16 protein-coding genes are annotated in these 20846 nt (G+C 68.6%); 6 read left to right on the top strand and 10 right to left on the bottom strand.

Going from position 1 to position 20846, the window contains the following annotated elements:
• Positions 1–27: 27 nt before the first annotated feature.
• Positions 28–489 carry a VOC family protein gene (locus ACWEKS_RS29285; RefSeq protein WP_452343054.1) on the top strand — a complete coding sequence of 154 codons (462 nt, stop codon included), beginning with the start codon at positions 28–30 and terminating at the stop codon, positions 487–489.
• Positions 490–606: 117 nt separating this feature from the next.
• Here the strand turns inward: ACWEKS_RS29285 and ACWEKS_RS29280 are convergent, their stop codons facing one another.
• The 5 genes from ACWEKS_RS29280 to ACWEKS_RS29260 form a co-directional block, all read right to left on the bottom strand.
• A complete protein-coding gene (locus ACWEKS_RS29280) occupies positions 607–3906 on the bottom strand; it encodes an arabinosyltransferase domain-containing protein (protein WP_452343053.1) in 3300 nt (1099 codons plus the stop codon).
• A 584-nt stretch (positions 3907–4490) separates the two neighbouring features.
• Positions 4491–8075: a WXG100-like domain-containing protein gene (locus tag ACWEKS_RS29275; protein ID WP_452343052.1), complete on the bottom strand. Its 3585-nt coding sequence runs from the start codon at positions 8073–8075 to the stop codon at positions 4491–4493.
• Between the two features lie 11 nt (positions 8076–8086).
• Positions 8087–8401: a WXG100 family type VII secretion target gene (locus tag ACWEKS_RS29270; protein ID WP_452343051.1), complete on the bottom strand. Its 315-nt coding sequence runs from the start codon at positions 8399–8401 to the stop codon at positions 8087–8089.
• Positions 8402–8585: 184 nt separating this feature from the next.
• A complete protein-coding gene (locus tag ACWEKS_RS29265) occupies positions 8586–9086 on the bottom strand; it encodes a hypothetical protein (protein ID WP_379388871.1) in 501 nt (166 codons plus the stop codon).
• A gap of 243 nt (positions 9087–9329) precedes the next feature.
• Entirely contained in the window at positions 9330–10655 is a 1326-nt protein-coding gene (locus tag ACWEKS_RS29260; protein ID WP_452343050.1) for a DNA polymerase IV, read from the bottom strand.
• Positions 10656–10885: 230 nt separating this feature from the next.
• On the opposite strand from ACWEKS_RS29260, the gene ACWEKS_RS29255 reads away from it, so the two are divergent.
• Together ACWEKS_RS29255 and ACWEKS_RS29250 are read left to right on the top strand one after the other, a co-directional pair.
• The gene (locus ACWEKS_RS29255) at positions 10886–11764 is read left to right on the top strand and encodes a UTP--glucose-1-phosphate uridylyltransferase (protein ID WP_452343049.1); all 879 of its coding nucleotides are present in this window, start codon (positions 10886–10888) and stop codon (positions 11762–11764) included.
• Positions 11765–11879: 115 nt separating this feature from the next.
• A complete protein-coding gene (locus tag ACWEKS_RS29250) occupies positions 11880–12995 on the top strand; it encodes an alpha/beta hydrolase (RefSeq protein ID WP_452343048.1) in 1116 nt (371 codons plus the stop codon).
• A gap of 43 nt (positions 12996–13038) precedes the next feature.
• On the opposite strand, the gene ACWEKS_RS29245 is transcribed toward ACWEKS_RS29250, so the two are convergent.
• On the bottom strand, positions 13039–13485 hold the full coding sequence (locus tag ACWEKS_RS29245; protein WP_452343047.1) for a MarR family winged helix-turn-helix transcriptional regulator: 447 nt from the start codon (positions 13483–13485) through the stop codon (positions 13039–13041).
• Positions 13486–13540: 55 nt separating this feature from the next.
• Here ACWEKS_RS29245 and ACWEKS_RS29240 point away from each other — a divergent pair, with 55 nt between their 5' ends.
• On the top strand, positions 13541–14608 hold the full coding sequence (locus ACWEKS_RS29240; protein WP_452343046.1) for a hypothetical protein: 1068 nt from the start codon (positions 13541–13543) through the stop codon (positions 14606–14608).
• Positions 14609–14615: 7 nt separating this feature from the next.
• On the opposite strand, the gene ACWEKS_RS29235 is transcribed toward ACWEKS_RS29240, so the two are convergent.
• Positions 14616–15155 carry a TetR/AcrR family transcriptional regulator gene (locus tag ACWEKS_RS29235; RefSeq protein WP_379401661.1) on the bottom strand — a complete coding sequence of 180 codons (540 nt, stop codon included), beginning with the start codon at positions 15153–15155 and terminating at the stop codon, positions 14616–14618.
• Between the two features lie 110 nt (positions 15156–15265).
• Between ACWEKS_RS29235 and ACWEKS_RS29230 the strand changes: the two genes are divergently transcribed.
• Entirely contained in the window at positions 15266–15679 is a 414-nt protein-coding gene (locus tag ACWEKS_RS29230) for an organic hydroperoxide resistance protein (protein ID WP_452343045.1), read from the top strand.
• A 6-nt stretch (positions 15680–15685) separates the two neighbouring features.
• On the opposite strand, the gene ACWEKS_RS29225 is transcribed toward ACWEKS_RS29230, so the two are convergent.
• Both ACWEKS_RS29225 and ACWEKS_RS29220 read right to left on the bottom strand, forming a co-directional pair.
• Complete coding sequence (locus ACWEKS_RS29225) at positions 15686–16222, bottom strand: NlpC/P60 family protein (RefSeq protein ID WP_452343044.1); 537 nt, start codon at positions 16220–16222, stop codon at positions 15686–15688.
• A gap of 252 nt (positions 16223–16474) precedes the next feature.
• Positions 16475–16753 carry a hypothetical protein gene (locus ACWEKS_RS29220; protein WP_452343043.1) on the bottom strand — a complete coding sequence of 93 codons (279 nt, stop codon included), beginning with the start codon at positions 16751–16753 and terminating at the stop codon, positions 16475–16477.
• A gap of 130 nt (positions 16754–16883) precedes the next feature.
• Here ACWEKS_RS29220 and ACWEKS_RS29215 point away from each other — a divergent pair, with 130 nt between their 5' ends.
• A complete protein-coding gene (locus ACWEKS_RS29215) occupies positions 16884–17462 on the top strand; it encodes a TetR/AcrR family transcriptional regulator (protein WP_452343042.1) in 579 nt (192 codons plus the stop codon).
• A 52-nt stretch (positions 17463–17514) separates the two neighbouring features.
• Here the strand turns inward: ACWEKS_RS29215 and ileS are convergent, their stop codons facing one another.
• Complete coding sequence (ileS, locus tag ACWEKS_RS29210; protein WP_452343041.1) at positions 17515–20670, bottom strand: isoleucine--tRNA ligase; 3156 nt, start codon at positions 20668–20670, stop codon at positions 17515–17517.
• Positions 20671–20846: the final 176 nt, after the last annotated feature.

The following is a 20846-nucleotide window of genomic DNA, read 5'->3' as shown; positions in this document are numbered from 1 at the left end:
GGCAACAACCTCGAACGGAGGTTTTCGATGTCCGATGTCAAACCCATTCCCGAGGGCTACCCGACCGTCTGCCCCTCGCTCGCCTGCAATGGCGCCGCGCAGGCGATCGACTTCTACAAACGTGTTTTCGGCGCCGACGAACGTTTCCGCATGCCCGGGCCCGACGGCACAGTCGCACACTGCGAAATGCAGTTCGGCTCTTCGGTGATCATGCTCAGCGACCCGGCACCGTCCATGGGGTTCCTGGATCCCAAGGCGGTCGGCGGCACACCGGTCAATCTGTACGTCTATGTCGACGATGTCGACGCCGCCCACGCCGCGGCCCTGTCGGGCGGGGCGCAGGAGCTACAGCCGCCCGCCGACCAGTTCTACGGTGACCGCACCTCGGGCATCGAGGATCCATGGGGTCACCGCTGGACCCTCGCCCTGCACGTCGAGGATGTCGAGCCGGAGGAGATGGCCAAGCGCATGGCCGACATGCAGGGCTGAGGCTCGGCATGCGGTCCGATAGCACGGTCTGAAAACGCCTCCGCACCCGTTTCGACGAGGAAACGGGTGCGGATCGCGGTCGCGACCCGGGCGGCTATCGCCGCCCGGTCACGGTGACTACTGCCAGCCGGTCACGTTGATCGGGCCGGGATTCCAGAGACCGCTGTGCGGGTCCGTGGTCACCACGGGCTTGGCGGTCTGTGCGGAACCATCGATCCGCTCGAGCCGTTGCAGCTCACCCCAATCCATGCGCGGGTCGTGGTCGAGATAGGTCGCCAGGGTGACCGGGCGCAGCAGCATCGAACTCCAGCCCAGGGCGCCGCCGCCGTCATGGCTCTGCCACAGCGTGGTCATGGCCGCGCCGCCGCGGTCGGGCATGATGCGGTAGTCGGGCACCTCGGCGATCCCGTCGAGGTGATCGAACGGCCGCTGGCACGGGAACTGCAGGCCCACTTCCCAATCCAGCAGCACCGGCTTGTCCCGGCCGACGTAGTCCTCCAGCGTCACCGTCTGCGGGATGCGCGGCGGGGTGAGCGCCACCCACTGCTTGGGATCGCTGTCACGGTCCTCGGCCACCACGCGAATCGCGGTGGCCTGCGCCGGAATATCGCTCAGCGGCACCCGCAGATTGCGCCAGGTCGGCGCGGGGCCGATGTCGATGGGCATGATCCGGCCCTGGGGATCAACCGCACCGTCGGAACCCGGCACCCCGTACTCGATCTCGACCTGCTGGCCGGGGGTGACGACACCGTCCTTGTCGGCCGAACGGATACGCCCGGCCGCGGTGAGGGCGATGATGCCGGACCGGTCCTGCTGACCGGGCAGCGCGTACCAGCCCGTCGTCAGGGTCGAGACCGCATCGGTGCTGCCGTAGCTGCCCAGCACCGGGGTGTTCGTGTCCAGGCCGAAAGGCAGTGGCGCGGTGGTCGTTCCGTCGACCGTGCCGTCGCTGCGGTTGCTGACCGCGCTGGCGACGCTACCGCCGGTATCGACATCGTCGTCGGGGCGCAGGTCGGTGGACACGCCCTTGGGCGAGAAGCCGACCGCATCCGCGGTGAAGGTGCCGAGCGCATCACCGTTGAGCGGCTTCAGCATGCCCTGGTTCGGGTTCGTCTCGACCAGCACGTCGCGGGCCATGCCGCACGGCTTGCCCAGCACCGCATCCACATTCGAGCGCGCCAGCGAGTAGGCGGGGTACTGCGCGACCGCGCCCTTGGCGAGCGAGCCCACCTCGAACAGCACCATGAAAGCGGCCGCCACGGTCAGCGGCGGAATCGCCACGAAGCGCCAGCCCAGCTTCGAGATCCGGTGCGGGCCGGGCTGTTCCGGCGCGCGCACATGGAACCAGCCGGCCAGGGCGAGCAGCGCCACCGTGAGCGCCAGGAAGATCTTGTCGACCTCGATCCCGGCCAGCACCACCGGCTTGTCGTGCCAGGGCACATTCCAGTTCGAGACGTACCACCAGCCATTGATGCTGGAGAACGCGACCGCGAGCGCGAACGCGATCACCGCAGCGAACAGCGCGCGGTTACGCGGGGAGCGCATCACCCGCGGGCCGACCGCCACCGCGGTCAAAACCGCGATGACTCCGGCCAATCCGGCGTAGATGCCGTTGTGGTGGGTCCACTTGGTGGGGGTGAACATCATCAGCGCGATGACGCCCACACCGGTGCCGAGCACCCGGCGCACCGGGCCGGGCGCGGTGAACGGGATCCGGCCGCCCTTGCGCAGCAACACGAATGCGCACACCAGCAGGCCGATCCAGAACGCGAACATGCCGAAGCGCCGCGCCAGCGAACCATCGATGGTGGGCATGAAAAGGTATTGGTAGCGAATGTATTCGCCGTCCCAGTGCACATCCGGGCCGACCGCGGTGTGCACCCGGCTCATCTCGAACATCGACGACAGCGGCTGATCGCAGAACATGATCGCCAGCACCACCGCACCGGCCGCCGCCAGCGGGGCGGCGAGGGTCAGGTAGGCGCCGAAGCGGGCCTTCAGGATGGTGAAGGCGCTCGCGCCGGGGGCGGTCGGCTTGCCGAGCACGGTCGCGTGCTTGTTGAGGATCCGCCAGGCCGGCCGGATGCCGGCCAGCAGCGGCGCGAAACAGATGATGCCGGACGGGCCGACGGTGCAGGTGAACGCGCCGATCATGATGGCCACGCAGTAGGGCAGCAGCCGGCCCGTCGCGATCGCCCGCTCCACCGAGACCCAGGTGAGCAGGACACCCAGCGCCACCAGCGGTTCCGGGCGCAGGCCGTTGTTGTACGGCAGCCAGACGGCGAGGAAACCCAGCGCACCGGTCCACACCGCGACGCGGTCGCGGCGGATCCGCGCGCCCAGGCGGGGAATCACCTCGCGGCTGAGCACCAGCCAGATCACGATGCCGGCCAGCAGGGCGGGCAGGCGCATCCACACGCTGGCCGGGCTGACCTGCGCCATGTGGCCGATGAGGTCGTAATACGGAGTGCCGACCGGGGTTTCGGGGACACCGAAGTAGCCGAAGTAGTTGGCCATGTACCCGGCGTGGATCGAGGCCCGGCCCATGCCGTACTGGTAGCCGTCGTCGGAGGTGGTCGCGCCGATGAAATGCCAGAGGATCAGGGTGCCCAGCACCACGGCGTCGACGGGTTTGAAGGTCCACCAGTGCTGCGGCAGGAAACGGCGCGCGCGGCGGCCGTCGAGGCGGTCCAGGCGGAACAGCGCGAACAGGGCGACGAGGGTGCCGAGGATGGCGGTCCAGATGGCGATCCGCTTGATCGTGCTCGGCGTCGAGGTGAAGCGGCTGTCCACCTGCGCGCTGACCTTGGCGCCGTCGGAGACGGTCAGGTCGCTGAAGATGCCGACCAGCTGCGGCCGGTAGTCACCGTTCAGGGTGACCGGGGCGGCCGTGGATCCGCTCAGGGTCGCGGTGGAGGAGGTGAAGTCCGAGTGCACGGTGAGCGCGCAACCCGCGCCGAGCTGGTCGACGGGCACGCTCACCAGCGTCTTGTGATGCAGGATCGCTTCCAGTTTGCCCGGCGTGGTCACACCATCGGTGGTGGATGCCGCTGTGACCCGGGCCACGAAGCCGTACTTCTCGAGGTCCGGCGCACCATTGGGCGCGGTGGCGGCGAGCGTACCGCCCTTCGAACCCAGCTGCGTCACAGCCGAACAGGGAATGGTGGCGTCGAAGTTCAACGGCGCGTAGGTCACCAGCGGAGCCTCGATGCTCTGCGCCGAATTCCCCTGCGGCCAAGTCAAAGTCGTGTGGTCCACCCGGACCGGCAGGAACGGCACCGCCAGCGCCGCCAGCACCGCGATCACACCGGCGATCAGAGCGGTCGGCCGCGCCCAGCCCCCTCGAATCCTTCTCTCGGGTTCAGCACCAGCACTCCCGGCGGCATCCTGCCCCGCCTTCTCCAACACGTCGGTCACGACCGCCGATCCTAAGCGGAACTCATCTTCCCCCGCTCCCCCCTCTCCACGATCGGCCCCCCAAACCCCCGGGACACCACCCCACCCGGTCGAATATCCATGCTCCCGCACCACTTACTGTGTGCCACCTCACATTTCCGAGCCCGATCCAGACCGGGCTACCGCTCCGCCCACAGTCCCGGCACGACCACCTACCCAGGATCCACACCGAGCCGCTGCCGTCCACCAGAACAGAGCTGGGGCCCCGTCCGGGCCGGAGCCGAGGCATAGCCCGTATCCGAGGCACAGTCCGGCCCCCGGAGCCGAGACACAGTCCGGTGCCCGGGGCCCAAGTCGAGGCCCGAGGGCGCGATCGTGACCTTGCGCTCGGCTCCCGGGCCTATTGACCATGACCACAACCGGCCCATGACTCCCCCTCTGGCCCACCCCCTGGCCCCGCCGTGGCTTACGGCTGTGTCCTGGGCCACCACCGTGACCAGGGCCCTTGCCTTGGCGAGATCGTGTCCGTGTCCTTGCCCACGCCCGGGGTTGTGTCCATGCCCGCTGCTCTCGGCCTATGGGCATCCAGGTCCGTGGCCATGCCCTTACCCCTGCTCATGGCTGTCTCCATGTCTCGGCCTACGTGGCGGGTGCGGCGGGGCCGGGGTTGGCGGGTGGGGATGCACTGGCTTCGGATCGGGCCCGGGGTGCGGCGGCGGGGCCGGCTTCGGCGGTTGCTCGGGTTCCCACACGCTCTCGGGCGGAGGTGCGGGCGCTGTGTACTCCGGAATCGGCGGGATCGAGAAGTACCGAGGCGTATAAGGAATCAGCGACGTCGTATCCGGCACATCGTCGTCGTGAGGCGGCCGCTGCAGCTCAACCGTCGGATCCTCACTTCCCGGCGGCACCCGCCACGTCAACCGCGGATCCTGCCCCGGGGCATGAGCACCCGACTCCGGCGTCGAACCCTCACCTTCCTCAGGCAACCCCCATGCCAGTCTCGGATCCTGACCCCGCACAGGACCGCCCGATTCAGGAGCCGAACCCTCACCCTCCACCGGCAAACGCCAAGTCAACCTGGGGTCCTCAACCCCCCTTTGCCGCTGCGGCTCCGGCGTCGAACCCTCACCTTCCTCAGGCAACCCCCATGTCAGTCTCGGATCCTGACCCCGCACAGGACCGCCCGATTCAGGAGCCGAACCCTCACCCTCCACCGGCAAACGCCAAGTCAACCTGGGGTCCTCAACCCCCCTTTGCCGCTGCGGCTCCGGCGTCGAACCCTCACCTTCCTCAGGCAACCTCCATGCCAGTCTCGGATCCTGACCCCGCACAAGACTGCCGGACTCCGGAGCCGGGCCCGCATCTTCGGCCGGTAAGCGCCATGCCAAGCGCGGGTCCCGGGCTTCGCCAGGTCGCGGGGATTCGGAGTTTCCGCCTTCGGCGGGCTGTTTCGCAGGGGCGGATTCCCCGCCGTGCGGGGGTTGGGCCGGGCCCGGCTCGGTGTCGCCGGACGGCTTCGACTCGGGTGCCGCATGCGTTGGGCCGTCGCCGACCTCACCTCCGAATTTCTCGGCGAACTGCCCGAAGTCGTCGATGAGCCGCCCGTAATCGCCATCCAACTCCGACAGCCGGCGCACAACGGCCTCCAGCCCGGCCCGCCGCAGCTGCTCCGAGCTCAACCCGTGGGGGTCCACGCCGAGCGAACGCACCTGTTCCTGAAGCGATTCCAGCGCCGGCTCGGATGCGGTCTTCGGCTCAGGCCCGGCCGACCCGTCGGACTCCGGCTTCGCGCCAGATTCGGGTTCCGGCTTCATGCCAGACCTCGGCTCAGGTTGCTGTCCCGGCTCGGCTTCGGGCGTGGGCTCGGGCCCGGCTTCCGGCGCGCGAGTCTGCCGAGGCTCGGTGGCCGAGCGGGGATCCGGAGCGGGACGGGTTGGGGTGGCAGGGTTTTCGGCCTGGCCGGCTCGACGGTAGTCGTCGAGGTCGGCGCGTAGTTGCCTGCGGATGTCTCCCAGATCGCGCATGCGCTGCTGGATGCCTTCGCGCTCCTCGAAGTACTTGTCCGGGCGCAGGTTCGCCTCGTCGAGGCGGGCCTGCGCATCCGACAGCTCGGCCGTGCGGCGCATGACCGCGTCCATACCGGCCCGGCCCATGTGCTCCGGGCTCATTCCTTCCGGATCGATGCCCAGCGAACGCAGCAGTGCGCGAGCCGAATCCAGCGCTTCAGCGGCCGTGCGCGGCCGCCCGGGCTGCGGCTCCGGGCCTGCGTTCTCCCCAGACTCCGGCGTCGATTCCGGTCCACGACTGGATTGCGGCTGCGGCTCGGGCTCGCCGCCCGAGACCGGATCCCTTTCGTGCGGGCGCGGTTCCGGCCCACCCGTGCCGCCGGACCCGGGCCGGGTTTCCGTTGCGGACCCGCCCTTCGGCTCGGTCCCGGACTCGTGCACGGCCACCGGTTCGGACCGAGTCGGGACCGGTGCGGAGCCATCGCCACGGGCCGGCGCGCCCGTGCGCGACTCGGCGGCAGGCCCGCCGGTTGCCGGGCGCGACGGGTTGGCGGGATCGGTACCCGCCCGGGTTCCGGGTTCGGTCGCCGAGGGAGAGCCCGCGCGCGAACCAGGTTCGCTGGTCGCGGGATTCGCGCCACGCCCGGTCGTATCGCCGCCCGAAGGGCTTCCGGCACGCGGGTTCGGCTCCGACGCGGCCGAATTCCCGGCACGCGAGTTGGGCTCCGACGCGGCTGGATTCCCGGCACGCGAGTTGGGCTCGGGCGCAGTCGAACCGCCAGGACGCGAATTGGACTCGGCCGTGGGTGAAGTGCTGGTGCGCGGGCCGGACTCGCCGGTGGGGGTTGTCCCGCGAATGCTGGACTCCGAGGCGGGCGAGGTGCCGCCGCGCGAACCCGGCTCGGCGGCACGCGAACTGGTTCCGTGCGTACCCGAGTCCGGAGCGGACGAGGGTTCGGTGCGGGTGCCGGGGCCGCCGAACAGATTGGTGAGGGGTCGGGGCGATTCCGTGGTGGAACTGGTTGCGGACGTGTGGGTTTGCGCGCCGGGGTCGCCGGTGAAAAGGCCCGTGGCCGTGGATTGGGGGTGCGGGGTCCCCGCGGGTGCGCCCGACGGATCGGGCGTGGCCGTCGGGTGGGAGGTCGTCGCCGGTTCCGGGTGGGCTGCCGGGGCGCTGCCGTCGCCCCCGGTAGGCATGTTCATGCGCGCGCCGGGGGGTGCCTCGAAGGAACCCGGGTGGACGCCGCCACCGGTCGGCAGGCGGAAGCCCTTGGTGGCGCCGGTCAGGACGCCGTAGGAGGTGGCGCTGGTGAGCAGCCGGGGGTCCCAGGTCCAGCCGTCCGTTGTGCCCTCGGTAATGAGGGTGGGGAGGCCGCCCACGCCCCACGAGGCGAAGGCTCCGGCGATGCCCGCGCCGGTGCCGACGAGAGCGCCGCGAACCGCATCGCCGAAGGGATTGCCCGCGAACGGGAGCCGGGTGGCGGCCTTGCCGAAGATCTCACCGGCGGGTCCGCCGGCCGCGCCCGCTGCGGCCGCCGTGAGGGCGGTCATGCCGACCCGTTCCCAGTCCATGCCCTTGCGGTGGCCCTCGGCGATCTGGAGACCCTGGATGGCGACGTCCTGACCAGCGCCCAGAGCGGTGCTGATGACGACATGTTTCGCAAGGAAGCGGGCCAGTGCGGCGACGCCCAGTTTCTCCGCGTAGCGGGCGATGGCGGAGACCGCGCGCTCGCCCAGCAGCCGCACGGCGGTGCGCGTGATCAGGGTGGCCGCGGCCTCCTCGGCGGGCGCGGTGGGCGGGAAGCACCACGCCAGTGCGATCTCCACGGCGAGCATGCCGAGAGAGGAGAGGATCATGATCTTCGTGTACTCGATCTCGGTGCCGAGGCCGTCGGCCGCCTCGGACACCTGATCGAGGATGTCGGCCAGCGCCTGGAAGGACTGCGGGCCCGAATCGAGGTTGTTCAGGGCCGTGACCATGGCCTCGACACCGTCGCCCCACGGGTAGGCCGCGATGGTGGCCTTCTTGGCGGCCTCCAGTTCGGGTATCAGGTCACGCAATTGGCGCGCGGCGGTGCTCCACTCGGAGGCGATGTCCCACATCGCGTCTTCGTCGCCCTGCGGCCAGGCCGAACCGGCGACCCAGCCCAGCCACTGCAGTTCGCCCGGAATATCGATGGACAATGGCGGCCGGTCTACCGGTAGTGGACAGCGTTGCCGTGGTCCATCCGCTCGAGAGTGTCCGCGGCCTCGTTCTGCCCGGACGCGTACGACCCCAGGGTCGTTGCCATATCGCGGAGTCCGTCCCGCAGATTGGCGTGGGCCGCGGCGTACCCCTGTCCGCCGTCGGCGAAGGTGCTGCCGTAGCTGTCGTCGCCCCACGCCGCGCCCTTGGCGGACAGCGCCTGTTCCAGGGTGGCGAGAATGCCGTTGACGCGGCTTTCGAGATCCTGCATCTGCCCTGCGGCACTACGCAACTGACCAGGAGTAACGCCGACTTTCGTTGCCACTGTTGCCCTTTCGCCGATGGACGGAAGATCAACGATGGCAACGGGTGCGGGTCGCGCAACAGGCCGGCGACCCCGAATTAACGCCGCCCTGACAGGTTTCGCGGTCTTCTTGACGAAACTCCGTGCGGGACAGGCAAAACCCGGTCCGGCATCCGCCGTTCGATGCCGGACCGGTCACACGGGACTAGCTGCAGGCCGGAGAGGTCTGGTTGGCCAGCGAGAGTGCGTTGCAGATCCATTCCTTCTGGACCTTCCACTTGCCGTCCTCGGCCACGAAGGGCACGACGGCCTGCTGCGGCGCGCCGCCGTTGATCGCGACCTGGGCGTCGGCGGTGATGGTGCCGTTGCCGAGATCGGTCACATTGGTGACGGTGATGGTGGCGTTGTTCTGCTTGTAGGCCTCCGCCAGCCGGGTGGGCAGGCTCGGGTCGGCCGAGACGCCCTGCAACATGTCGAGCTTCTCCGAGTCGGGGATGCTCGGGTCCAGTGCCTTCTGCAGTTCGGTGTTCAGGTCCGCCGCGGTCGGGGCCGGCGGGTAGTTCGTCTGTGCCGCGGTGGTCTTGGAGGTGGTGACCTTGGCGGGCTTGCTCTCCTTCTTGTCACCGCTCCCACACGCCGACAGCCCGAGTACGGTCACGACAGCCAGTGCGGCGACCGCGATGCGTCCAGTCTTCTGAAGCTTCAACTGCTCGTCCTTTGCGTTCGAGTAGGTCCGTTCGACAACGTGCCAGCTACACCCGACCGGCGGCGCTGCACGACACGCGACACTACCAACGCGGCGTCTCAGAAGCCGCCTTCGCGCCGGACGGCGCGGCATTTTCAGGCTGAATCCTCATAATTCACGCATTCGGGCCTTAGCGGTGGGACAAGCCCCGAAAGGTAAGGAAGACGGGCCGGCTCCCGTACCCCGGATGGCGCCGGAACCGGCTCAGCGCAGGCTGCCCAGTGGGTCGGCACGGGTGAGGTCGGGGTCGTCGGCGGGGAATGTGCGGGCAGGACCCGGCCCTGTGGACCGGGTTTCGAACCGGATGGTCACGACCCCGTGGCCCGCGCCCTGTACCCAGCCGTGCCCGAATTCGGGGTGTTCGACATCGAGTCCCGGGTACCAGGTTCCGACGGCGAAGGAGCGAGTCGCGGGCGGCACCACCGGATCCGGGCCCTCGGGCACCGCGAAGGTGGGTTCCTCGGAGACCGCGCCATCGGTGTCGACCGTCTGATCCAACTCGGGGAACAGCGATTCCTGCCGGATCTCCGAGAGTCCGGCGAAACCCACTCCCACCAGGCGAATCGGCCCGATCTCGGCCGGGTCCAGGGCGGACCGCTGCGCGGCGGCGGTGAGGGTGGCGAGATCCTCGGTGGCGTAGGGCAGCGTGGAGGAGCGGGTCACGATGCTCATGTCGGTCTTCTTGAGCTTGAGCACCACGGTGCGCGCCGCGCGGCCGTCGGTGGTGAGCCGCCGATGGGCGGAGGCGGCCATGGCGTCGATGGCCGGGCGCAGCTGGGCGAGGGTGAGAATATCGGTCTCATAGGTGGTTTCGGCGCTGATCTGCTTGGCCTCCGCGCGCTCGGCCACCGGCCGGTCGTCGATACCGCGGGCCAGCCGGTGCAGCGCCACCCCGATGCTGCCGCCGAGAATCGAGGACGCCTCCGATTCCGGCAGCGCCGCCAGCGCCCCCACGGTCTCGATTCCCAGTGAGCGCAACCGGCTTTCGGCCACCGGCCCGATCCCCCACAGCTTGCGCACCGGCAGCGCGGACAGGAACCCGTCCTGCTCGGCCGCCGGAATCACCCGCACCCCATCGGGTTTGGCCAGCCCGGAAGCGATCTTGGCGAGCTGCTTGCCGCTGCCCGCCCCGACCGAGGCCACCAGCCCGGTGCGTTCCCGCACCGCCGACCGCAGCTCCTCGCAGAATTCGAGCACCCGCGCCGGAGTGGCTCCGGACAGTTCCGCGGGTTCCCCGAACGCCTCGTCGAACGACAGCGTCTCCAGCACGGGGATCCGGGTCCGCAGGGTGTCGAAGACCTGCCCGCTGAGTTCGCCGTACACCGCCCCGCGCGGCGGGATCACCACCGCGGCCCCGCCGACCAGCCGCCGCGCCTGATGCATGGGCATGGCCGAGCGCGCTCCGAACACCCGCGCCTCGTAGCTGGCGCCCGCCACCACGCCGCGCCCGCCCATGCCGCCCACGAGCACCGGCCGCCCGCGCAGGGTCGGGCGGGTCAGTTGCTCGACCGAGGCGAAGAACGCGTCCATATCTATATGGAGCACCCACCGCCGCTGTCCCGCACCTCGGGACCCGCTGTCGATTTGCTGTGTGTCCGCGCCCGCCCCGGCGGGCCCGCCGCCCCTGCCCTCCGGCCCTGCGCAACCGACTTCACCAGGCATGATGTCCCGGTTCGCGGGGTCGGCAGACGTGTTCACACCGGGAAATCTACAAGCGACTACCGACAGGTACGACCCGCCGGATGTGTGATGATTCGTCCATGACGATTCGCAAGGCCGTGATTCCCGCAGCGGGTATCGGCTCGCGCCTGCTGCCGCTGACCAAGGCGATCCCGAAGGAAATGCTCGCGGTGGGTGACAAGCCCGTCATCGAACACACCGTCCGCGAGCTCGTGGCCTCCGGCATCACCGACATCACCATCGTGGTCAGCGGCGGAAAGTCGTTGATCCAGGATCACTTCCGCCCCAACCCCGCCCTGGTCGCCCAGCTGCGCGCCGACGGCAAGACCGCCTTCGCCGACGCGGTCGAAGAGGTCGGTGAGCTGAGCCGGCAGGGCCACATCACCTACCTGGACCAGCACGGCCCCTACGGCAACGGCACCCCGGTGCTGAACGCGGCCCGCCACCTGGGCAACGAGCCCATGCTGGTGCTGTGGCCCGACGACGTCTTCGTCGCCGAGGTGCCGCGCGCCCAGCAGCTCATCGACGCCTACGAGAAGACCAACGCGCCGGTGCTGGCGCTCATGCCGATGGATCCGTCCGAGTCGCAGCGCTACGGCGTCCCGGTGGTCGAGGAGACGGTCGGCGAGGGTCTGATGCGGATCAGCGGCCTGAAGGAGAAGCCCAAGCCGGAAGACGCCCCGTCCTCCTTCGCCGCCATCGGCGGCTACGTGGTCACCCCGGGCATCATCGACGAACTGCGCAAGCAGGTCGACAACTGGTACACCCACCGCACCGGCGAGGTGTATCTGACCGATGCCATCAATATCTTCGCCGCCGAGAATCCGGTGTACGGCCAGGTGATCCGCGGGCGCTGGTACGACACCGGCAACCCGGCCGACTATCTGACCGCGCAATTCGCTTCGGCGCTGGCGCATCCGGAGTACGGTCCGCTGTTGCGGCAGCTCGTCGGCGAGTAGTCCGCCGCCGCCCCACAGGCCGCCAGGTTCGGCGCACAGGTGCCGTGCGCCCGACCACGCCAGACCGAATTTGTCGAAACCCGAAACATGGGGGCATGTTTCGACGATCATGCCGATGGGTCGGGATACCCCTCTGGATCGAAGGTCGGTTTTGCTAGGCGGATTGGGCACCCGGGCGGCACTGCTCGCGGCGGCAAGTTGTTCTCTTGTCACTACGTTCACCATGGTCGTACCCGCTGGTCCGGCCTTCGGCGCCCCACCCGACCCGATAACCAGCACGGCGAGCCTGGCGGGCACCGCGGTGTCCGACGACGGCTCCGCCATCACCTCCTTCGAGGTGCACGACTCCCGCAACCTGACGCTGCACGTGCACTCGGCGGCCATGAACTCCGATATCACGGTCGAGGTACAGCGTCCCGCCGACACCTCCGAGCCGCGCCCGGTGCTGTATCTGCTCAATGGTGCGGGCGGCGGCCAGGACACGGCGACCTGGAAGCGCAATACCGATTCCACCCAGTTCTTCATGGACAAGAACGTGAACGTGGTGATGCCGATCGGCGGCGCGTTCACCTACTACACCGATTGGCGCAGCCCCGATCCCCGGCTGGGCCAGCCCATGTGGAAGACCTTCCTCACCGAGGAGCTACCCCCGCTGGTCGACGCGGCCCTGGCCACCAATGGGATTCACGCCATCGCGGGCATGTCCATGTCGGGCACCTCGGTACTGCAGCTTCCGATCGCCGCGCCCGGCCTGTACCGGGCCGTCGCCGCCTACAGCGGGTGCGCCCAGATCAGTGATCCGGTCGGCCAGAAGTTCACCGACCTGGTGGTCTCCATCGGCGGCGGCAATCCGGTGAACATGTACGGGCCGATGGACGATCCGGAGTGGGCCGCCAACGACCCCTACGTGCACGCCGAGGCGCTGCGCGGCCTGGGGATCTATGTCTCCAACGGCTCCGGCCTGCCCGGCCGCCACGACAATGTGGCCGATGTGCGCAGCCTCGGTCCGGCGGACGGCGGTCTGCCGCAACAGATCCTGGTCGGCGGCATCCTGGAGGCGGCCAGCGACTGGTGCGCCCGCAATCTCAAAACCCGCCTGCACCAGTTGAACATTCCCGCGACCTTCGATATCGCCAAGCCGGGCACGCACTCGTGGGGCTACTGGCAGGACGCGCTGCGCGCCTCGTGGCCGGTGCTGGCCGAGGGCCTGGAGCTGCCCGAAACGGATTGAGCCGCGGCCGGTTCCGGCCCTCGGTGTCTGTCCGGCGAAGCCGCTAGCCCTCGTCGGCGGCGTTGTAGCGCACGAGATAGGCCGCGAGCCGTTCGACATCCGCGTCGTCCCAGTCGGCGAAGCGTTCGGTGAACGCGGCGCTGCGGTTGCGCGCCGCGGCGCGGGCCACCCGTCTGCCCTCGGCGGTGGCGTGCAGCACCAGGTTGCGGCGGTTGGCCGGGTCGACCTCGCGGGCCAGGTAGCCGTCGCGTTCCAGCGCGGCCACCTGGCGGCTGACCGTGGACTTGTCGAGGTGGAAGTGCCCGGCCAGATCCGAGGCCAGGCACCCGTTCCGCTCGATCACCAGGTCGAGAATGCTGGAGGCCACCAGCGACAGCTCCGGATGCAGTTCGGCGGCGCGCCCGCGGGCGCGCCGGGCGAAGGCGGTGAGCTCGCGCTGTATGACCTCGATCGCAGCGGATCGGCCGGGGAATGCGTCAGCACTCTTCATAGTTGTAGACTACAACCTCGATTGGTTGTATTTACCAACTATTGGAGATGAACCCATGGCCCCGCATCAGATCCGGCATGTCGCCGTGCACCTGCTCACCCCGCTGCTCATGTGCCTCGGCATGGGGCTCGCGTACCTGGGCGCGTTCCATCAGCCCGAGCCCAACCACCTGGCGGTGGCCATCGTCGGCGACAGCCCGCAGGTCAAGGTGCTCGCGCAGACCCTGAAGGACAAGGGCGGCAATGCCCTCGACGTGATCACCGTGCCCACCCGCGACGACGCGGTGAGCCAGCTGCGCCACCGCGACCTGGCCGGCGCGTACGTCCCCGACACCGAGAAGCCCGAACTACTGGTCGCCAAGGCCGGATCCGACACCACCGCCATGGCCGCCGAGGCCGTCTTCGGCCAGGTCGCCGGACTGCAGAACGCGCCGCTGACCGTCACCGACGTCACCACCCCCAGCTCCGGCGACCCCACCGCGCAGGGCATCTTCTTCCTGCTGGTCGCCCTGAGCATCGGCTCCTACGGCAGCGTCGCCGCCATCGGCGCGGCGGGCGCGGGCCTGCCCATGTGGCTGCGCGGCGCGATCGGCCTGGTCACCTCGCTGCTGGTGAGCCTGATCGGCCTGGCCCTCGCCGGCCCGGTCTTCCACGTGGTCGACCACGACCTGGGCGCGATCTGGGGCATGTCGTGGCTGTACTCCGCGGGCATCCTGACCATCGGCATCGGCCTGCACACCTTCCTGAAGCGCTGGACCACACTGGCCCTGATGGTGCTGTTCGTCATGCTGAACTTCACCAGCTCCGGCGGCGTCTACAGCCCGTGGCTGCAGAACGACTTCTTCGGCACGCTGCACCACTTCTGGAACGGCGCGGGCTTCGTCGAGGGCGCACGCAGCCTGCTCTACTTCGACAGCACCGGACTGGGTGGCCGGATGGCGAGCCTGGCGCTCTGGTTCGTGGCGGGCATGCTGCTCATGATCGTGGCGGGCCTGACCGAAAAGCGGCAGGCCGCAGCGCAATCCGCGCCGCGCCACGCCGCCCCCGAGCCCGTCGGGCAGGCCCCGTCCGCCGAGACCGCGGTGGCGGCCGAGGAGGAGATGGAGGAGGCGGTCGGCGTCTGAGGCCGGCCTACCGAATACCCAACTGCGACAAGGCGGTCCGGATGCCCACCCGGACCGTCTCGTTGTCTCCCATGCCCCCGCTGACGGCCACGCCGTCGCGGGTCAGCAGCAGCGCCCGGGCGGCATCGTCGATGTCGGTGCGCCCCGCAGCGCGCAACCGGTCGGCCATCAGATCCCGGAACCAGCCGCGATAGTCGTCGACGACCTTGCGCACGGCATGCTCCGGATTCGGGAACTCCACGGCCGCATTGAGAAACGGGCAGCCCCGGAAGCCCGGTCCGCAGCTGAGCTCGCCCAGCCGCTCGAAGATGCCGACGATGGAGTCGGCGCCGGCGCCGGGGATGGCCTCCAATACCTCGCGCTGACGGCCGTATTCGCGCACCAGGTAGGCGACGACCAGGTCTTCCTTGGTCTTGAAGTGCCGGTAGAAGGTGGCTTTCGCGATGCCCGCCTCGGCGATGATGCGGTCGATGCCGACGGTGTGGATGCCCTCGGCGTAGAACAGCCGGGTCGCGGTGTCCAGCAGGCGATCACGGGCTTCGCTCATGGCTGACCTGCACTCCTTCCCCTCATCGGGCTTCGGTATTGACGATAGCAGACAGGTCTGTCTACTCTGGGTCAGGTCTGAACAGACAAGTCTGTCTAGGGAGATTCGAAATGGCTAAGCTCTTCACCTCGTCCGCTACCTCCGTCGGCCGCGAGGGCCGCTCGGTCAGCTCCGACGGTTACCTCGACCTGAAGCTGGCCCAGCCCAAGGAGGTCGGCGGCAGCGGTGACGGCACCAACCCGGAGCAGCTGTTCGCGGTGGGTTACTCGGCCTGCTTCGCCGGCGCGCTGCAGGCGGTCGCCCGCAACCAGGGCATCGCGCTGGGCGACACCTCGGTGACCGCCGACGTCAGCCTGAACAAGGACGAGGAGACCGGTTTCGGTATCTCCGTCGTGCTGCACGTCGAGCTGCCGGAGGAGCTGCAGAACGACAAGGGCCGCGAGCTGGTCGAGGCCGCCCACCAGGTGTGCCCCTACTCCAAGGCCACCCGCGGCAACATCCCCGTGGAACTGGTTGTCGAGTAAGACGATTCAGTAGAAGCGGCGAATGGTGTAGATGTCGAACTGGCTCAGCGGAGTCAGGCCGACGGGCACACCCCAGTCGTACGCGTTCAGCACATTGCCGCCTCCCGCGTAGATGCCTACGTGGGAGGCGTCGTCGTTGAGGACGACGACGTCACCGACCTCAATAGCGCCGACGGGCACCTCGAGTCCGGCGTCGGCCTGCTGCCAGGTGGTACGCGGCATATCGATGCCGACGCTGCGAAAGGCCCACTGCACCAGGCCCGAGCAGTCCCAGGCGTCCGGGCCGGTGCCGCCCCAGCGATAGGGCTTGCCGGTCTGGGTGGTCGCGAGCGCGAGCGCGAGCATGGCCCGCGGACTGGCCACCGGCAGTTGCGCCGAACCACTGGCGCTGCCCGAGGCCGACCCGCTGGCGCTGCCCGAGGCGGACCCCGACGCCGAGCCGGTATCCGCGTGCGCCAGGCCCGCCCAGAGCGCGGCGCTCAGCACCAGCGCCGAGGCCGTGGTGACGAATGATGCGAAACGGTGAACCTGCCTTCGAGCCATATGCGTGCTCCTTCATCGGCGATACCGCAGCAACATCTCGAGCAAGAAAAATTAACTAACTGATAGCTGTTCTAGCGCACGCGCAACATACGTCACAAGAGAACCCGGCTCGGCGTGTCTCGAACCTCCGTCGCTAACCTCGAAAAATGCCTGTTCAAGCTATTTGACCCCGAAAAGCCGAGAGCGCCCGCCCGAACTTCGGGAAGGCGCTCAAAGTTTGCCGAAGGCCGATGATGCGGCGTTCGCCAGCGGTCAGCGGTGCAGCCGCTGGGTCAGGTGGTGGTTGGCCTTCAGCAGCATCGGGATCAGGACGTAGGCCGAAGTGGGCACCACGATCGCGGTCAGGACAAGGGTCCGCACGAACACCGGCAGGCTCGCCATCTCGGGGCCGAGCAGGGCCAGAGCGATGGTGATGGTCGGATACACGGCCAGCCAGGTGATGAGGGCGCGCCGATGCACTGACGGAACCACCATGGGCGCAGCGGCATTCGCGGCAGCGACAGTGGCGGGGGTGGTGGTGAGGGTGGTCATTATGCGCTCCTAGCGACCGTGTTCCCGATTATCGGCGAGACGGTCCGTCTCGTCTCATGGGTAAGTTAGCCCCCGCCGCGACACCTGTCAAGACGAGACGTTCCGTCTCGTTCGGCGGTATGATGGAGCCATGCCCCAGCCGCCCAATCCCGAACTGCGCAGCGCCAAGTCCCACCAGGCGATCCTCGACGCGACCTTCGAACTCGCCGTGCGCAATGGCTACGGCAAACTCACCATCGAGGCCATTGCCGCCGAAGCCGGCGTCGGCAAGCAGACCATCTACCGCTGGTGGCCCTCCAAGGGCGCGATCGCCCTCGAGGCCATCAATGACCAGATCGGTTCGGCCACCGACTTTCCCGACACCGGTGACATCGCCGCCGATCTGAAGGCGCAGATCGGCGGCCTCGCCCGAATGCTGGCCGGCGATGTCGGCTGCGTCTACCGCGGCGTCATCGCCGAGGCCCAGAACGACCCGAAGCTCATGCAGATGGTCCGTGAGACCTTCGTCGAACCCCGGGCCCGGAAGGGTGGGCTCCGGCTCGAATCCGCCATCCGCGCCGGGCAGATCCGTGACGATCTGTCAGTGCTCGCCATGACCAATATGCTCTACGGCCCGGTCTACCTGCGGTTCCTGCTCGGCGTCGGCGACGTCCTCGACGCCCCGGAACTGGTGGACCCCATCCTCGACGGACTCCGTCCCCGCTCCTGACGCAAAAGGGAAGGGGCGGAACCGGGTTCGGTTCCGCCCCTTGTCTCTTCGGCTACGCCTTGACGATCGAGACCTTCACGCCGCCGACGACCTCGGGGGCATCGGCACCCACCTCACCGAGAGACAGTGTGGTGGCGAGGATTTCGCCCGCGATCAGCTCGCGGTGGGTCTCCGCCCAGCCCAGGCGCTCGGCCGGGACGTCGAGCACGACCGTGATGCGGTCGGAGACGTCCAAGCCCAGGGACTTGCGGGTCTCCTGCAGGTCACGGATGAGGTCGCGGGCCCAGCCCTCGGCCTCCAGCTCCTCGGTGACCGCCGAATTCAGCACCACCAGACCGATATTGCCGGGCAGGGCGGCGGTGGATTCGGGTTCGGCGGCGACCAGGCGCTGGGTGTACTCCTCGGGCAGCAGGGCGATGCCGGCGGCGGACACGGTGCCGTCGGCGGCCTCGCTCCACTCCCCCGCCTTGACGGCCTTGATGACCGTCTGGACCGCCTTGCCCAGGCGCGGTCCGGCGGCGCGGGCGTTCACCACGAGCTCGAAACGGCCGTGCGCGGCCACATCGGTGGTGAGGTCGACCTTCTTGACGTTCACCTCGTCGGCGATCAGATCCACGAAGGGCCGCAGGCGTTCCGCGTCGGCGGCGGCCACGGTGACCTCCGAGAGCGGCAGGCGCACGCGCAGGTTCTGGGCCTTGCGCAGGCTCAGCACCGTGGAGCAGACCGTGCGGACCTCGTCCATGGCCGAGACCAGTTCGGCATCGTGCGGCAGGTCGGTGTCGCTCGGCCAGTCGGCCAGGTGCACCGAGCGCTCGCCGGTGAGGCCGCGCCAGATCACCTCGGTCAGCAGCGGCAGCAGCGGGGCCGCCAGCCGGGTGGTCACCTCGAGCACCGTGTGCAGGGTGTCGATGGCGTCGCGGTCCTCTTCCCAGAAGCGCGAACGCGACCGGCGCACATACCAGTTGGTGAGCGCGTCGGCGAAGGTGCGCAGCTCGTCGCAGGCCGTCGCGATGTCGTAGATCTCGAGGGCGTCGGTCATGACGTCGCGGGTCTGCGCCAGCTTGGCCAGGATGTAGCGGTCCAGGACGTTCGGCGAGTCCGTGCGCCAGGTACCCGGCTTGGAGGCGTAGAGCTGCAGGAAGGTCCACGCGTTCCAGAGCGGGCGCAGGGCCTGGCCGACACCCTCGCGGATGCCGCGCTCGGTGACGATGAGGTTGCCGCCGCGCAGCACCGGGGACGCCATGAGGAACCAGCGCATGGCATCGGAGCCGTCGCGGTCGAAGACCTCGTTGACGTCCGGGTAGTTGCCCTTGGACTTGGACATCTTGAGGCCGTCGTCGCCGAGCACGATGCCGTGCGCCACCACCGATTTGAAGGCCGGGCGATCGAACAGCGCGGTCGAGAGGATGTGCAGGTTGTAGAACCACCCACGGGTCTGGCCGTTGTACTCGACGATGAAGTCGCCCGGGCTGTGCGCGGCAGCGTCGGGGGTGCCCTCGAACCATTCCTTGTTCTCGAACGGGTAGTGCACCTGCGCGTACGGCATGGAGCCGGACTCGAACCAGCAGTCCAGCACCTCGGGCGTGCGCCGCATCATCGACTTCCCGGTCGGGTCATCGGGATTCGGGCGCACCAGCTCATCGATGCCGGGCCGGTGCAGATCGCTCGGCCGCACGCCGAAGTCCTGCTCCAGCTGATCCAGCGAGCCGTAGACGTCCACGCGCGGGTAGGCCGGGTCGTCGGAGATCCACACCGGGATGGGCGCACCCCAGTAGCGGTTGCGGCTGATGTTCCAGTCGTGCGCGTTCTGCAGCCACTTGCCGAACTGGCCGTCGCGGATGTGCTCGGGAACCCAGGTGATCTCCTTGTTGAGCTCCACCATGCGGTCGCGGAAGGTGGTGACCGCCACGAACCAGGACGGCACCGCCATGTAGATCAGCGGCTGACCCGAGCGCCAGCTGTGCGGGTAGGAGTGCTCGATGGTCTCGTGCCGCAACAGCTTTCCGGCGGCCTTGAGGTCCTTGATGATGACCGGGTTGGCGTCGAAGACCATGAGGCCCTCGTAGGGCGGCACCATGGAGGTGAACTTGCCGCCCGGGTCGAGGGGCTGTACGACCTCGATTCCATTGGCGGAGGCCACATCCATGTCCTCCTCACCGAACGCGGGCGCCAGATGCACCACGCCGGTACCGGAGTCGGTGGTCACGTAGTCGGCGTTGAGCACCCGGTGCGCGTTGGGGTGGCCGAGGAAGAAGTCGAAGGGCGGCAGGTAGTGCAGGCCCTCCAGCGCCGCGCCCGAATACTCGGACAGCACAGTCGGTTCCTCGCCCAGCTCGCGCGCGTAGTGCGAGACCCGCTCGGCGGCAAGCACATACCGCTTGCCGTCCTTGCCCTGGACGTGGGCGTAGGTGATGTCGGGGTGCACCGCGATCGCCAGGTTGGACGGCAGCGTCCACGGCGTGGTGGTCCAGATGAGGGCGTTGGCGCCGTCCAGCGCGTGCAGCGGGTGCTCGGCGGGGACCCGCAGCACCATGTCGACGGTGACCGCCGGATCCTGGCGCATCCGGTAGGAGTCGTCGAGCCGCGCCTCCTGATTGGACAGCGGGGTCTGCTCGTACCAGCTGTAGGGCAGCACCCGGAAGCCCTGATAGATCAGGCCCTTGTCGTACAGCGACTTGAACGCCCACATGACCGATTCCATGAAGTCGAGGTCGAGGGTTTTGTAGTCGTTGTCGAAGTCGACCCACCGGGCCTGGCGTGTCACATAGTTACGCCACTCGTTCGTGTAGCGAAGTACCGAGGATTTGCACGCGGCATTGAATTCCGCGAGACCCATGGCATCGATCTGTGATTTGTCCGTGATACCGAGCTGCTTCTCCGCTTCGATTTCCGCGGGGAGGCCGTGAGTATCCCAACCGAATCGTCGTTCGACCTTCTTCCCGCGCATGGTTTGGAATCGCGGGATCAAATCCTTGACGTATCCGGTGAGCAGATGGCCGTAGTGCGGCAACCCATTGGCGAAGGGCGGGCCGTCGTAGAAGACGAATTCCTCTGCATCGGAACGGTTCTCGATGCTGGCACGGAAGGTGTCGTCGGCGGCCCAGTAGTCCAGGACCCGCTGCTCCAGCTCGGGGAACGACACCTGACCGGACGTCCGGCTCAGGTCAACGCGCGGATATGCGCTTCGGGTGGTGGTCTCGTCCGCCATCGCGGCCTCTCAGCTCCTCGTGCCAGCACTGTGGGCACGGGGACGATGCCGGCGCTCGGTGCGCCGTAACCGCGGTACCACCCCGCTTGCCCGGCCCAGGATCACGAAAACCCTTGCAGGACCGAGCCTCTCGTTGTGAGCTGTGACGGGCTCACCCGTTCGGTTCTAGTGAGCGA

This window comes from Nocardia sp. NPDC004711, assembly GCF_053601595.1.
Note: the sequence above shows the minus strand (reverse complement) of the source record. Positions and strands in the feature narration are given on the sequence as shown.